The 13,599-nt window shown below is 73.5% G+C and carries 14 protein-coding genes; 3 read left to right on the top strand and 11 right to left on the bottom strand.

Annotated elements, in window-relative coordinates:
* A complete protein-coding gene (rpmF, locus tag QE370_RS07530) occupies positions 1 to 165 on the top strand; it encodes a 50S ribosomal protein L32 (protein ID WP_067854059.1) in 165 nt (54 codons plus the stop codon).
* A gap of 48 nt (positions 166 to 213) precedes the next feature.
* Complete coding sequence (gene ykgO / locus QE370_RS07525; RefSeq protein ID WP_023645249.1) at positions 214 to 336, top strand: type B 50S ribosomal protein L36; 123 nt, start codon at positions 214 to 216, stop codon at positions 334 to 336.
* A 116-nt stretch (positions 337 to 452) separates the two neighbouring features.
* Here ykgO and QE370_RS07520 read toward each other — a convergent pair whose 3' ends face one another.
* A complete protein-coding gene (locus tag QE370_RS07520) occupies positions 453 to 1,238 on the bottom strand; it encodes a TSUP family transporter (RefSeq protein WP_253025066.1) in 786 nt (261 codons plus the stop codon).
* 105 nt (positions 1,239 to 1,343) lie between these two features.
* Here QE370_RS07520 and QE370_RS07515 point away from each other — a divergent pair, with 105 nt between their 5' ends.
* A complete protein-coding gene (locus QE370_RS07515; protein ID WP_309633973.1) occupies positions 1,344 to 3,080 on the top strand; it encodes an ATP-binding protein in 1,737 nt (578 codons plus the stop codon).
* A gap of 72 nt (positions 3,081 to 3,152) precedes the next feature.
* Here QE370_RS07515 and QE370_RS07510 read toward each other — a convergent pair whose 3' ends face one another.
* From QE370_RS07510 to QE370_RS07465, 10 genes are all read right to left on the bottom strand, one after another.
* Positions 3,153 to 3,779, bottom strand: coding sequence for a class I SAM-dependent methyltransferase (locus QE370_RS07510; RefSeq protein ID WP_309633972.1), 627 nt, complete (start codon positions 3,777 to 3,779; stop codon positions 3,153 to 3,155).
* Complete coding sequence (locus QE370_RS07505) at positions 3,776 to 4,861, bottom strand: prenyltransferase (RefSeq protein WP_309633971.1); 1,086 nt, start codon at positions 4,859 to 4,861, stop codon at positions 3,776 to 3,778. The genes QE370_RS07510 and QE370_RS07505 overlap by 4 nt, the downstream gene beginning before the upstream one ends.
* A gap of 1 nt (position 4,862) precedes the next feature.
* On the bottom strand, positions 4,863 to 5,579 hold the full coding sequence (locus QE370_RS07500; RefSeq protein ID WP_067854050.1) for a class I SAM-dependent methyltransferase: 717 nt from the start codon (positions 5,577 to 5,579) through the stop codon (positions 4,863 to 4,865).
* 1 nt (position 5,580) lies between these two features.
* A complete protein-coding gene (locus tag QE370_RS07495) occupies positions 5,581 to 6,837 on the bottom strand; it encodes a glycosyltransferase family 4 protein (RefSeq protein WP_309633970.1) in 1,257 nt (418 codons plus the stop codon).
* A 76-nt stretch (positions 6,838 to 6,913) separates the two neighbouring features.
* A complete protein-coding gene (locus QE370_RS07490) occupies positions 6,914 to 7,456 on the bottom strand; it encodes a hypothetical protein (RefSeq protein ID WP_309633969.1) in 543 nt (180 codons plus the stop codon).
* Positions 7,453 to 8,235 (bottom strand): hypothetical protein, encoded by a 783-nt coding sequence (locus QE370_RS07485; RefSeq protein WP_309633968.1) that lies wholly within the window; start codon positions 8,233 to 8,235, stop codon positions 7,453 to 7,455. Before QE370_RS07485 ends, QE370_RS07490 begins: the two co-directional genes overlap by 4 nt.
* Complete coding sequence (locus QE370_RS07480) at positions 8,232 to 9,281, bottom strand: HTTM domain-containing protein (RefSeq protein ID WP_309633967.1); 1,050 nt, start codon at positions 9,279 to 9,281, stop codon at positions 8,232 to 8,234. Before QE370_RS07480 ends, QE370_RS07485 begins: the two co-directional genes overlap by 4 nt.
* A complete protein-coding gene (locus QE370_RS07475) occupies positions 9,278 to 10,021 on the bottom strand; it encodes a DUF5819 family protein (RefSeq protein WP_309633966.1) in 744 nt (247 codons plus the stop codon). The genes QE370_RS07480 and QE370_RS07475 overlap by 4 nt, the downstream gene beginning before the upstream one ends.
* A 103-nt stretch (positions 10,022 to 10,124) precedes the next feature.
* Entirely contained in the window at positions 10,125 to 12,230 is a 2,106-nt protein-coding gene (locus QE370_RS07470; RefSeq protein WP_309633965.1) for a hypothetical protein, read from the bottom strand.
* Positions 12,231 to 12,369: 139 nt separating this feature from the next.
* Entirely contained in the window at positions 12,370 to 13,428 is a 1,059-nt protein-coding gene (locus QE370_RS07465; RefSeq protein ID WP_309633964.1) for an alpha/beta fold hydrolase, read from the bottom strand.
* Positions 13,429 to 13,599 lie beyond the last annotated feature (171 nt).

Below are 13,599 nucleotides of genomic sequence, written 5' to 3'. Positions count from 1 at the left end.
ATGGCAGTCCCGAAGCGCAAGACCTCGCGCAGCAACACCCGCCACCGCCGCTCGCAGTGGAAGGCCACCCGGCCCGACCTCGTGCCGGTCACGGTCGACGGACGCACCGTCCACGTGCCGCGACGGCTCGTCAAGGCCGTGCACCGCGGCCTCGTCGACGTCTGAGCACGTCGCCGCCGACACCCACCCACCCACCTGATCCCAGGAGGAACCATGAAGGTCCGCAACTCGCTGCGCTCGCTGAAGAACCAGCCCGGCTCGCAGGTGGTGCGCCGCCGCGGCCGCACCTACGTCATCAACAAGCAGAACCCGCGGCTCAAGGCTCGCCAGGGCTGATCCGCCGTACCCACCCCGGGAGACCCTCACTCCCCTGAGGTCGGCTCCCGGGGTGGGCGGGGGACCCCCGCGGTGGGCTGCTGGCTCCCCTCAGGTGAGGGGGACCGGCGGCCGGGTCAGCCGACGAGCTGGTGCCAGGTGTCCCAGCCGATGCGCAGCGTGAAGGCGCACACGACCACCACGAACACCGCCCGCACGAAGCTGCTGCCGCGCGCCACCGCCAGCCGGGCGCCCAGGTAGCCGCCGGCCACGTTGCACACCGCCAGCACCGCGGCCACCTGCCACATCACGACACCCTGCGGCACGAACACGACCAGGGCGGCCAGGTTGGTCGCGAAGTTCGCCAGCTTCGCCTTCCCGCTGGCCTCGAGGAACCCGTAGCCCAGCACCCCCACCAGCGCGAACACGAAGAACGAGCCCGTCCCCGGCCCGAGCGCCCCGTCGTAGAAGCCGACCGCGGCACCGATGCACAGCGCTGCCGCGTAGTGGCGACGCCCCTCGAAGCGCAGCGCGGCCACCTGGCCGAGCTCGGGTCGCAGCACGGTGAACAGGCCGACGGCGACGAGCACCACCAGGATCACCGGGTTGAACGCCGCCCTCGGGATCCACGACGCCACGACCGCGCCGAGCAGCGACCCGACGAACGCCGCCACGGCCAGCGGGGCGGCCGTGCGCAGGTCGAGCCGCACGCGACGCAGGTAGGTCAGGCTCGACGTCGTGGTGCCGGCGATCGACCCGACCTTGTTCGTCGCGAGCAGCTGCACCGGGGCCGCCTGGGGGAACGCCACGAGCAGCGCGGGCAGCTGCACCAGCCCGCCACCGCCGACCACCGCGTCGACCCACCCCGCGACGAAGGCCGCCGCGCCGAGGAACAGCAGCACGCCTGCGGTCACGTCATCCACCGCGCCAGGCTACGGAGATCGCGTCGACCTCGCGCACACCCCACCCTCACGGCCTCCGGACCAGTAGCCTGTGTCCCGCCGGCACCACCCAGGGAGGTTCGAGGCATGCGACTGGTCGCTGCACGGGTCCGCAAGGTCATGTCGGTGCAGGACTCGGGCCGACTGGCGCTCGACGAGGGCCTCACCACGCTCGTCGGCAAGAACGAGTCGGGCAAGACCGCCATGCTGCAGGCCCTCTACCGCGCCAACCCGCTGCCGAGCGGCCACCCGACGGCGTTCGCGGCGCGCCGCGACTACCCGCGCCGCGACCTCGGGCCCGACCGCGACCGGATCGACGACGTCCGGCCCGTGACGCTCGAGGTCGAGCTCGACTACGCGGACCGCCAGCGTCTGGAGCGCAGCGGCGAGCGGCTGCCGACGACACCGCTGTTCGCGAGCCGGCGCTACGGCGACGACGCGCTGCACTGGGCGGTCGACGAGGACGGCACGCCCCTCGACGCCCCGCCGGGCACACTCGCTGACCTCACGGCCATGCTGCCGGGCTTCCAGTACTTCGACGACCACAACGTGCTGCCGGGCAGCGTCTCGATCCGTCGCCTGCAGGAGCTCGACGCGGCAGACCTGTACCCGTCGGAGCGCACGGCACTGGCCCTGCTGCGGCTCGCGGGCATCGCCGACGCGTCGTTCGGCGCCGACGAGCACGAGGCGCACGAGGCGGCGCTCGCGGCCGCCGCGGCGCGCCTGACCGACCAGCTGCTCGCCTACTGGAGCCAGAACCGCGACCTGTCGGTCGAGCTCGACCTGGAGACGGTGGGCCTGGCGTCGCCGGAGCCGTGGCTGCACGTCAGGGTGCGCGACGAGCGTCGGGGCGTGAGTCTCAACGTCGCCGAGCGCTCGAGCGGCTTCCTCTGGTTCTTCTCCTTCCTCGCCGCCTTCTCGGAGTTCGCGGAGCAGGACCGCCGGGTCGTGCTCCTCGACGAGCCGGGCATGAACCTGCACGCGAACGCCCAGGGCGACCTGCTGCGCTACCTGAAGGAGCAGCTCGAGCCTCGCCACCAGGTCGTGTACTCGACGCACTCGCCCTACCTCGTCGACGCGGGCCGGCTCTCCCGGTGCCGTGTGTTGGAGAACGTGGGCGACCGCGGCACCACGGTCAGCTCGGAGCTGTGGAGCGCGGGCGCGGAGACGACGGTGCCGCTGCTCGCCGCGCTCGGTGCCGACCTCGCCCGCACGCTCGTCAGCAGTCCGCACCAGCTGCTGGTGTCGTCGCCGTCCGACGTCACCTACCTCGCGGTCATGGGTGACCTGCTGCGGTCCGAGGGCGGCCGCGCCCTCGACCCGCGCTGGACGGTGACGCCGATGGGCGGCGCGTCGGGCCTGCCGACGACGCTCGCCCTGCTCGGCACCACCGCGACGTCGGCGACGGTGCTGATGGACGGTCCGGCCGGGTCGCGCGGCGCCGTCGAGGAGCTCGTGAACCGGGGGGCGATCTCGGCCGACCACCTCGTGCCGCTCACCGACCTCACCGGCACGCTCGACGCCGACCTGGAGGACCTGTTCGACGCCGAGTGGTACCTGCGGCTCCTGGCGGAGTCCGGCGGTCCCGCGGTCTCGCACCGCAGGCTCGTCGGGAAGCGGTTCCTGCGCACCCCGCCACGTCGGCGCATCGTCCACCAGGCCGAGACGGTCCTGGGCCACCGCTTCGACCGCTTCCAGCCCGCCGCCCACCTCCTGCGCGAGCGGTCGCGGGTCCTCGAGACCGTCGACGCCGACACCAAGCAGCGCTTCCAGCAGCTCATCGACCGCCTCAACGCCCTCCTCGGCCCGCCCCTCCCCCGCTGAGCGTGACGTTTCGGGCCCAGATCGCGGTGATCCGGGCCCGAGACGTCACGCTCAGCGGGGTGGGGGACGGGGTCAGCGGCGGAGGACGCGGAGGGAGCCGGTGTGGCCGACCTCGGTGAAGCCGTCGCCGAGGGCGCGCCGGTAGATCCGGTACGGCGCCTGGCCGCCGTCGGCCGGGTCGGGGAAGACGTCGTGGATCACGAGCGCCCCACCGGGACGCACCCAGCGGGCCCACCCGTCGTAGTCGGCCTGCGCGTGCTCGTCGGTGTGGCCGCCGTCGACGAACACCAGGTCGAGCTCGCGACCCCACCACGACGCGACGTCGGGCGAGCGCGCGACGACGACGTCGACGACGTCCTCCAGCCCCGCGCGTGCGAGCGTCTCGCGCAGGAACGGCAACGTCTCCATGCGTCCGTCGGGCCCCACCAGCGACGCGTCGTGGTACTCCCACCCCGACTGCTGCTCCTCGGAGCCGCGGTGGTGGTCGATGGTCACCAGCCGCGCGCCCCGGAGCCGGGCGACGTGGCCGAGGTGGACGGCCGACTTGCCGCAGTAGCTGCCGATCTCGACGGCCACGCCCCCGGCCCGCAGGTGCTCGCCGGCCGCCGCGCGCAGGGCGTCGGCCTCGTCGTCGGGCAGGAAGCCGCGGACGTCGTCGGCGACCGCCCCCACGTCGGTCGGCAGGTCGAGCTCGGTCACGGTCGCTCCTCGTCGGTGGTCAGCGGCGGCAGGCCGTCGCCGCGGAACAGGCCGTTCGCGGGCGTGGTGCGGCTGACGGCGTCGACCGCGAGCAGCACGGTGCCGGCGGTCCAGGTGGTCTGCTCGACCGGCCAGTACGTCTGGTCCGGGTAGACGTAGCCGGTCCAGTAGCTCGCGTCGTCGCGGCGCAGCACCTGGATCTCGCGCAGGATGCGGCGCGCGTCGTCGTCGCGGCCGACCGCGTCGAGCGCGAGCACCAGCTCGCAGGTCTCCCCACCGGTGACCCACGGGCTGTCGTCGACGCAGCGGGCGCCGAACCCGGGCACGACGAAGTCGTCCCAGCGGGCGTCCAGGCGCGCCGCCGCGACGGCGTCGGGCAGGGCCCCGCCGAGCACCGGGTAGTACCAGTCCATCGAGAAGCGGGCCTTGTCGGCGAAGCGGTGCGGCTCGTGGTCGAGCGCGCGACGCAGCCGCACGGCGGCGTCGCGCCAGCCCGGCACGTCCTCGCCGACGACTGCGGCCAGCGCGACCCCGCAGCGCAGGCTCAGGTGGATGCTGGCGTTGCCGGTCACGAGCGCCTCGTCGGCGACGTCGCCCTCGGCCCCGCGCGACCAGCGCACCGGACCGGCCGGCTCCTGCAGCTCGAGCACGACGTCGAGCGCGGCGCGCACCGTCGGCCACATCCCCTCGACGAACGCGACGTCGCCGGTGAGGCGCCAGTGGTGCCAGACCGCGGTGGCGACGTAGGCGGTGAAGTTCGCGTCGGTGGCGGGCACCGTGACCACGCCGTCGACGTACTCGGTCGCGTACGACCCGTCGGGCCGCTGCGCGGCGCGGCTCCAGGCGTACGCCGCCTCGGCCTCGTCGCGACGTCCGGCGACGGCCAGGCCCATCGCGGCCTGCAGGTGGTCCCACGGGTCGAGGTGGTGACCCTCGAACCAGGGGATCGACCCGTCGGGCCGCTGCACGGCGACGATGGTGTCGGCGGTCGCCTGCACCTGCTCGGCGTCGAGCACGCCCGGCAGGGCGAGCGCGGTCCCCGCGGGCGGGAGCGGCCCCCAGCGGGTGGTCGGGAGCGTCACGTCAGGCGAGCGGCTTGGTGTAGTACAGCGCGACGCTCTTGCCGAGCAGCGGGTTGAGCGCCTTCTCGGCCACGCGCGTCGTGCGGGGCGCCTTCATCATGTCCCACACCAGCAGCCGGTGGTAGGCGCGGACCGCGGGGTGCTGGTCGCGCTCGACGCCGACGGCGCACTTGATCCACCAGTACGGCGCGTGCAGGCCGTGGGCGTGGTGGGTGTGCGTGTGCACGAGGCCCTCCGCGCGCAGCTTCGCGTCGAGCTCGCTGGCCTTGTAGATGCGGATGTGGCCGCCCTCGTTGGCGTGGTACTCGTCGGAGAGCATCCAGCAGACCTTCTCGGGCCAGTGCCGGGGCACCGTGACGGCGAGCGTGCCGCCCGGCGCCAGGATCCGCACGAGCTCGCTGATCGCCTGGACGTCCTCGGGGACGTGCTCGAGGATCTCCGAGGCGAGCACGACGTCGAAGCTGCCGTCGGCGTAGGGCATGTCGAGGATGGTCCCGGCCTGCACGGTCCCGCGGCCCGACTCCGGCACCTGACCCTCCAGACGCATCGCCTCGAACATCTCGTCGACGCCCTTCAGCTCGACCTCGTCGAGGTCGAAGGCGGTGACGTCGGCGCCGCGGCGCAGTGCCTCGTAGCTGTGGCGGCCGGCACCGGCACCCACGTCGATGAACCGGGTGCGGGCGCCCACGCGGAGGCGGTCGAAGTCGACGGTCAGCACGTCACTGCTCCTTGCCGGCGAACCTGCGGATCGCCTCGTCGTACACGTCAGCGGTGGCGCGCGCCACCGAGGTCCAGCTGTAGCGCTCGAGGGCGCGGGCCCGGCCGGCGGCGCCGAGGGCGGCGCGTCGGTCGGGGTCGTCGAGGAGGGCCGAGATGGCCACCGCGAGCTGCTCGGCGTCGCCGGGCTCCACGAGCACGGCGCACGGGTCGCCGTCCTCGCCGTCGCCGACGACCTCGGGGATCGCGCCCGCCCGGCTGGCCACGACGGCGGTGCCGCTGGCGAGCGCCTCGACGGTCGGCAGCGAGAAGCCCTCATACAGCGACGGGACGCACATGACCTCGGCCGATCGCATCAGGTCGGCGATCTCCTCGGACTCCACGCCGCTGTGGGTGGTCACGCAGTCGCGCAGCCCGAGCGCGTCGATGCGTCGGTCGGTCGCGCCGCCGGGCTCCACCGACGACACGAGCTGCAGCTCCACGTCGGGGTGCTCGACCCGGACCTTCGCCAGCGCGTCGAGCAGGTGGGCGACGCCCTTGAGCGGCTTGTCGGCGCTCGCGACGGCGACGATGCGCCCGGGCACGCGGTCGGCTGCCTCGGCGGGGGCGAAGAGATCGGTGTCGACGCCGAGCGGCACCACGCGGATGCGCTCGGGGTCGATGCCGAAGTCGGTGACGGTGTCGTCGGTGGCGACCGTGGACACGCCGACGACGAACGGCAGCCGTCGTGCCACGCGGGCCTGCATGCCGACGAAGGAGTACCAGCGGGCGACCGAGAGCTTGCGCCAGCCGCGCGCGGCGTCGAGCTCGACCTTGCGGTCGCGGCTGATGGGGTGGTGGATCGTGGCCACGAGCGGCAGCCGCCGACGCAGCGCGAGCAGCCCCCACCCGAGGCTCTGGTTGTCGTGCACGACGTCGAACTCGCCGAGGCGCTCGCGCAGGTGCCGGTCGGCGCGCAGGGTGAAGGTGAGCGGCTCGCCGAACGCACCGGTGACGCTGAGGACCCACTCGACGACGTCGGGCACGCTGCGCAGCGTCCAGGGCGCGGGCGGCTTGAACGGGTCGGGCTCGTCGTAGATGCCGAGGCTGGGCAGCCGCGTGAGCCGGACCCGCGGGTCGAGGCCCACGGGGTACGGCTGCCCGGAGATCACCTCGACGTCGTGGCCCGCCTCGACGAGGCCGCGGCTCAGGTGCTCGACGTAGACGCCCTGGCCACCCACGTGCTGCTTGCTGCGGTACGACAACAGGGCGACGCGCACGTGACCACCTTCCGCCTCGGCCGCGTGGGAGGCGGCAGTTGAGAGACCCACGGTATCCGAGACGCGGCACGGGGCGTCATGCGCGGCCGGACCCCGGGGTGGTCGGTGGGTCGAGCGGGGTGCCCGCCAGCTCCGCCGCGGTGATCCCGCAGCGTCGACGCAGGCGTGGGTCGAGGGTCGCGAACGAGCGCGCGAGGGTGTCGCGCATCTGCGCGAGCGCGAGCAGCACACCCTCGTTCGAGAGGTCGCCTCCCGCGCTCTCGAGGGCGCCGCGCGCGCTGCCCAGGTCGCGCTCGACGGCGCGGTAGGCCGCCTCGCTCGTCCGGTCCGTCTCCAGGCCCGCCAGGTGCTCGTACGCACGCTGGAGCACCCCGAGGCGCTGGCCGAGGGTGCGGGCCACCTGCCGAGCGGGCGGCGGGTGGGCGTTCGCGTCGCGCAGGCTCTCCAGCGTCCCGCAGTAGTCCGTCAGCGCGATGCTCAAGGTCGCCCGTGCCGTGGGCCGCGGAGCGGGTCCACGGTCACCGCCGCACCCGGCCAGCAGGGACACGACGAGGAGGAGCGTGGCTCCGAGGAGCGTGACGACCCGGCCCGATGGCCGCGCGTCGTCGGCGCGGATCACGGCCGCACCACCTCGTCGGGTCGGGGTGTCGCCACCACGACCGGCTCGCGGAGGAGCCGCAGGTCGAAGTCGGCACGGACCCCCTCACCGCGCAGCCGCACGGACCGCAGGGCGGGGGTCCCTCGGCGCGTCACGACGAACGTCGTGCGGGCGCCGGAGTCGTCGTCGAGGTCCACCTCGAACCGGTCCTCGTCCGCACGGACCCGGGCGACGTCGGCCGGGCGCAGCGCGGCGGCGCGACCCAGGACCCGACCGGGGTCGAGCTGGTCGCGGAGCCGGTCCCCGGCCGACGGCTCCATCAGCACCCAGCCACGGGCGCCCGCACGCGCGGACGCCGGCGTGTACCCGCTCCGCAGCCAGAACGTGCGGTCCGCGTGCACCCACGTGGTGTTGTAGCGGCTGCGCACCTCCAACCGGGTCCGCGGTGCCCGGACCGTCGCCTCCCAGGCGCCGCTGCGCAGGTCACCCGTCGCCCGCACCGTGCCGCGCTCCCCCGCGGTGCTGCTGCTCCCGGTCATGCTCGTCGCACCGGCCGCCTGCGCGGCTCGCGACGCCGCGCGGAGCCGCTGGAGCGCGGCGCCGACCTGGGGGTCCGTCGTGGCGCTCGCCGATGGTGTCGCCTGCGGTGACGGGGTGGAGGCGACGGCACTCGGTGCGGGGAGGCCCTCCCGCGCCTCGTCGCCGTCGCGTCCCGAGCAGCTCGCCAGGCACGGGCCGGCGAGGAGGACCACGGCAGCGGCGACCAGGACGCAGCGCCCCCTCGTGGCGCAGCGGGTCATGCGGTCCTCCGTGCCCGGCTCTGCACCGCGATGACGAGGTCGTCCCACCGGTCGACCGCGAAGGCCTGCACGCGCAGCAGCGTGCGCTCGCTGACGAAGAGGGTGTCGAAGGCGAGCATGGACAGCGAGAACCAGGGCAGGCCCATCAGCAGGGCGATGCCGAGGTGCATGCCCGCGATACCGACGAGCGCCACGCGGCGCGCAGGCGCCCACGGCAGCGTCAGCGGGAACAGGACCTGCAGCAGCACGACCGACCAGGTGGCGAGCGCGAGGAGCACCGGCTGCGCCACGAGGAGGTCGTTGAGGAACCCGAACGGGCGGAACTCGGGCAGCGACAGCGGGTAGTACAGCGCGGTGCCGAACTGCCACGGCCCGCCCCGGGCCTTGAACAGCCCCGCCGTCACGTAGACCATCACGATCTGCGCCATGAGCAGCCCGAGCGCCACGTTGCTGACGAACGTGCCGACGGCCCGTGCAGCGTCGCGGTCGAGCACGCGGGCGAGCCCCGCGCGTGTCCACACGAGGTACTGGAGCGTGGAGTCCAACCCGCCCCACCGCAGCCGCGCGTCCCAAGACCAGACGACCGAGCACCGGGTCCACAGCAGGTAGAACAGACCGATCCGCGCGATGTTGTCGCCTTGGTCGCCGAGCATGGGCGCGGACTCGACGAGCTGGATCGAGCCGAGCAGGAGCAGCACGCCCGCCGTGCGGGTGAGACGCCCGAGCGTGAAGCAGACCGCGGCCGCCAGGACCGCGAGGTAGAACAGGTCGAACCAGCCGCCCGACAGGTGCTGCAGGCCCACCAGCCAGCCGTCGAAGCCGTAGCCCTCCCGCAGCGGCGTCATCCAGGACGACCCGGGCCCCCAGAGCAGCCGTCGGTCGCGCAGGTTCGACAGGAGGATCCCGACGTACATCGTGCCGAGCAGGATCCGGCACGCCGCGAGGCTGTGCAGTCCGTACGGACGGGCGCACAGCCGATCGACGACCTCGGCCACCCTCGACGTCTCCCGGCGCTGGTCGATGCGCCGCTGGCCGACCGTCCTCACGGCCGCACCCCGACCCGCGCCAGGTGGTCCTGCAGGACGCCACGGTCGGGCTGCGGCACGGGCACCACGTCGCGCCAGCCGTAGCGGACCGGACGGAACGTGACGGTACGACGCCCGTCCTTGGCCGTTCCGTACTCGACGACCTGACGGCGGACGGTGCGCAGCTCGACCTGGGTCGCCCTGCCGTCCCACAACGTCTGCGCCGCGACGGACGCGAGCCGGGCCAGCACCCCGTCGGTGCGCAGGTAGCGGCGGGCCGCTGCCGGTTCCCCGTCGGCGGCGAGCAGGGCCGTGCGCAGCGTGCGCGCGGTGTCGTGCTGCGTGACGACGTCGCGCTGGGCGTCGGACAGACCGCCGTAGGCGCCGTTGAGCGAGCCCGCGAGGGTCTGGGTGAGCAGGGCGGAGCGGCTGGGCGCCAGCGAGAAGCGGATCTGGTCGCGCTCGGGCACCGTGAGGGACACCCAGGGCGAGGTCCAGCCGTCGCCGTCGCGACCTCGCACCTCGAGGTCGATGGTGCCGCGCTTCGGGATCGGCGCGAAGACCGACCAGCTCTGCTCGAAGAACGGCTCGATGTAGGCGTCGAGCCAGCGTCCGGAGACCTGCTCGGAGACGAGGTTGTCCGGGAGGATCCACAACGCCACGACCATCGTGTGCGCCACGGCTGCGACGGCCACGGCCACCAGGACCCCTCGGACGCCACGCGGTAGCGGTCCGGCGGGCTGCTGCGGGTCGCTCGTCATCTGCACTCCTGGGTCGGAGGCGGGTCGGGGTCGGTGGCGTCCTCGCGGACGACGGCACCGACCCCGACCCGGCTCGGCGGGTGGTGGGAGCTGGTCCCGGCGACTAGGCCCGGGCTCCTCGCCCGCGGCGACCGGCCACGAGGGTGGCTCCACCGAGGGCGGTCAGCGCCAGCCCCCACAGCAGCAGGGGCACGGAGACCGGACCACCCGTGTTCGGGAGGTAGCCCCCGCGGGGGCCGCCGACGGCGCCGCTGCTGATGCCGGACGCCGAGGCGCTGAACCCGATCCCGCTGGCACCGCCGGCGATCTGGTCCTTGCCGGCCGACTGACCGGCCCCCGACGTGTCGGCGCCGGAGGTGCCGCCCGTGTCGTCGTCACCCGACGTGCTGGCGCCCGAGCTGTCAGCACCCGAGTTGTCCCGACCGGAGTTGTCGGTGCCCGAGTTGTCCCGACCGGAGTTGTCCGTGCCCGAGTTGTCCCGACCGGAGTTGTCGGTGCCCGAGTTGTCCCGACCGGAGTTGTCCGTGCCCGAGTTGTCCCGACCGGAGTTGTCCGTGCCCGAGTTGTCCGTCCCGGAGTTGTCCGTCCCGGAGTTGTCCGTCCCGGAGTTGTCCGTCCCGGAGTTGTCCGTCCCGGAGTTGTCCGTCCCCGAGTTGTCCGTCCCCGAGTTGTCCGTCCCCGAGTTGTCCGTCCCCGAGTTGTCCGTCCCCGAGTTGTCCGTCCCCGAGTTGTCCGTCCCCGAGTTGTCCGTCCCCGAGTTGTCCGTCCCCGAGTTGTCCGTCCCCGAGTTGTCCGTCCCCGAGTTGTCCGTCCCCGAGTTGTCCGTCCCCGAGTTGTCCGTCCCCGAGTTGTCCGTCCCCGAGTTGTCCGTCCCCGAGTTGTCCGTCCCCGAGTTGTCCGTCCCCGAGTTGTCCGTCCCCGAGTTGTCCGTCCCCGAGTTGTCCGTCCCCGAGTTGTCCGTCCCCGAGTTGTCCGTCCCCGAGTTGTCCGTCCCCGAGTTGTCCGTCCCGGAGTTGTCCGTGCCGCCCGTGCAGTTGATGCCGCCCGACGCGGCCTTGGCGTCGACGTCGACCCGCTCGAACCCGAGCTCCGCGGAGCCCAGGCCGTTCGGCGCGACGCCCGGGATCGGCGCGATCGTGAGGTCGGCCGTGAGCCCGTTCATCGACCCCGCGGCGTGGGTGCCGTCGGACGCCTCGACCACGTTCGTGATGCCGCCGTAGTTGAGCTCGCCGTCGACGAGCCGGCTGAGCGACTCGCCCACCGGCGAGCCGTTGAAGACCTGGCTGAGCTCGATCGACAGACCGGGCTCGAGCTTCAGCGCGGCGTCACCGATCTTGATCTGCATGTCCGGCAGCTCCGGGACCTCCAGCGTGGCGCCCGCCGGCTTGCCGTTCGCCTTCGCGACGATCCGCGCGATGTCGTCGGGACCACCGGCGTCACCGCCCCACGACACGGCCACGAGCCCGTCGAACAGCTGGATGTCGGCGAAGTTCCAGGTCGCCTCGCTCTGCAGCGCCAGCCCGTCGGGGCAGATGGCGCTGTCGGGCACGAGGCTGACCTCGCTCGTGTTCTGCCCCAGGTCCGCCTCGCCGACCGGGAAGATCGAGCCCGGCAGCGGGAACCCGAGGGTCGGGTCGATGAGGGTCAGCTTGCCGGTGTTCGTCTCGGCGTAGGAGAGACGACCACCCTGGGCCACGGTCTGCGCGTTCCAGCGCGCCTCCGCGGCGCCGGTCAAGGCCTCGAGCGACCCGAGGGTCGGGATGGTGAGGTTGCCGAAGTCCTGGTCGTCGCGCTGGCCGTCGACGACGGTGGTCGCCGCCGACTCGGCCTTCACGATCTGCAGGTTCAGCCCGACGGCACCGGCGCCGATGGGCGAGGCCCGGGCGTAGGAGCGCGACTCCGGGTCGTTCGCGATCGTCGACGGGACGGCGTACGAGCCGACCCCGGTGCCCTGGTACGGGCTCAGGCCTGCACTGTCGGCCACCGCGACGCCCTCCGCGACGTTGGCGCGCAGGTTGATGCGGTTGTCCAGCAGCGAGGCGCCCGCGAACACGCCGTAGTTGCGCACGGCGCCGCTGAAGGCCCCCGGCTCGTCCTCGGCCATCGCGGACTGCGCCGCCATCGTCAGGCCCAGGCCCATGAGGGCGGTGCCGGCGATGGTCGTCCGCCTGCGCCGCTGTCGTCGTTGTCGTGTCGTGTCCTGCGTCATCGGTGTCGTCCTTTCAAGACGGTGGTGCTCGTGTGCCGCAGGACGGTCGGTCGTCCTCCGGCGGCGTCCGAGAGGAGCTCTCGGTGGGCGGGGTCGGGGTCCGGCGACCGCGCTCTCCCCCGGTGGGGACGCAGCTCGCTCACAGCGCGCCTGCCGCGGCGTTCCTGCGGACGTGCAGCGGGTTCAGCCGCTCGGTGATGAAGGTGCTGTCGCGGGCCAGCCGGTAGTCGGCGCCCTCGAAGAAGGTGCTCGCCTCGGCGTCGCCGGTGCCGCGGTAGAGCAGGTACGCGGTGGTGATGCCGGCGAACTCGTTGTCCGCCAGGTTCGTGCGCACCGGGCTGAAGTGGTTGGCGGTCCGTGCCGTCGCGAACCAGCCCGGGACCGACCGCACGAGTCCGCTCTGGGTGAGCAGCGGCCAGGAGCCGGCCGGGACCGTCGTGTCCCGGGCGCCGGCGAGGACGAGGACCGGCGTCCGCACGGTCGAGCCGAGAGCGCCGGGACCAGGCTCGATCGCCAGCGTCCCGCTGACCCGCAGCCGCGGGTCGAGCCGCGCCAGCAGGTCGGCCGGCACGCTCGCGGTCTGCAGCGCGGCAGCCCCGCCCGCCGAGTGACCCGCGAGCACCACCCGGCCGAGGTCGACCCGGTCGTGCAGCGGCGACGTCGGGTCGGCGTCGAGCCGCCGGGCGGTCGCCAGCCCGAGCAGGTGCATCTCCGGGCTGGAGTTCACGAAGTCCGACGAGACGGTCACCACGAACCCGTGGCTCGCCCAGTGCCGCGCGAGGGTGTCGTAGTTGCCGACGTCGGAGAAGATCCCGCCGACGAAGTCGACGACGGGCAGCCGACCGTCACCCGGGACGTCCTGCGGGTAGTAGACGACCGAGCTGATCGGCTGGTCGAAGCCGTAGGGGAAGGCGTTGCTGCAGCGGGGGTCCGCGTCGCCGATGGCGAGCTGCAGGACCCAGCGCTGGACGAGGCGGCAGTCGCCGAGCGTGGCGGTCGACGCCACCTCGTACGGACCCGGACCGTCGGCGTAGACGCTCGTGGCGTCTCCCCGGTCCGACGCGACGGCACGGGCGGCGTCGGCTGACGCGGGCGACGTCGCGACCCCGAGCGCGAGCGCGACGGCGACGGCGACGGCGACGGCAGCAGAGGCTGCCCCGCGAACCATGCTGCGCACGATGCTTGCTGTCAGTCCCACGGTGACCTCGTTCCGTCCTGCTCCGCGTGCGGGCACCCGGTGCCGCCGGTCCACGACGTGCACGGCGGGCGGTGCTGCTCTCCCGGGAGACCCTGGTGGGCCTGCGCCGCCCCGGTCCACAGCGAGGCGCGAACTTGCGTAGGTCGTCCACCCATTTGCGTAGTCGCGCGC

Source organism: Aeromicrobium sp. SORGH_AS_0981 (genome assembly GCF_031453195.1).
Taxonomy (GTDB): domain Bacteria; phylum Actinomycetota; class Actinomycetes; order Propionibacteriales; family Nocardioidaceae; genus Aeromicrobium.
Note: the sequence above shows the minus strand (reverse complement) of the source record. Positions and strands in the feature narration are given on the sequence as shown.